Origin of the sequence: Rathayibacter tritici, assembly GCF_002932875.1 — a bacterium.
Lineage (GTDB): Bacteria > Actinomycetota > Actinomycetes > Actinomycetales > Microbacteriaceae > Rathayibacter > Rathayibacter tritici.
Window position 1 is genome coordinate 1 of the sequence record NZ_PSWS01000034.1, and the last position, 587, is coordinate 587.

The following is a 587-nucleotide window of genomic DNA, read 5'->3' on the forward strand; positions in this document are numbered from 1 at the left end:
TACTTCCCACGGGAACTGGACATCCCGGGCCTTCCTTTCGGTCATCGCGGTAATCCTACCAATTCCGCGGTGGTCCAGAAAGAATGGGGCACCTCAGTCATCAGCGACGCACACACGTCTCTGAACGGTAATCCAGGGGTCCGCCGCATGTGGGCTGAACTGGCAGCTCGAGGCTGGCGCGTCGGTCGCAAGCGGGTCCACCGGCTGATGCGAGCCGCAGGACTGCGCGGTCGCCACCCGCGGGCCTGGCGCGCCACCACACTTCAGGGGGACGACCATCGTCCGGCTCCCGACCTGATCAACCGGGACTTCATCGCCGCCGAACCGAACACTCGATGGGTCGGAGATATCACCTACATCAAGACCTGGAAAGGATGGGAATACCTCGCGACCGTCATCGATCTCCATTCCCGGAAACTCGTCGGCTGGTCACTAGGCGCCCATATGCGCACCAGTTTGATCACCGAAGCACTCACGAACGCGATAAACAGGCTCATCGTAATTGAGGGTGTAGTCGGGGTCTGAAGCCGCCAGTTTCGAGCAGGCTGCGGGCGATGTAGTTGGTGAGGTTGCGGAAGCCGAGGGCG

At 61.7% G+C, this 587-nt stretch carries 2 pseudogenes; both read left to right on the plus strand.

The window, feature by feature from the left end:
* Positions 1–69: 69 nt before the first annotated feature.
* Positions 70–234: pseudogene (locus C5D07_RS16400) on the plus strand (IS3 family transposase); the annotation flags it as partial.
* Between the two features lie 48 nt (positions 235–282).
* A pseudogene (locus C5D07_RS16405) lies at positions 283–483 on the plus strand (DDE-type integrase/transposase/recombinase); the annotation flags it as partial.
* Positions 484–587: the final 104 nt, after the last annotated feature.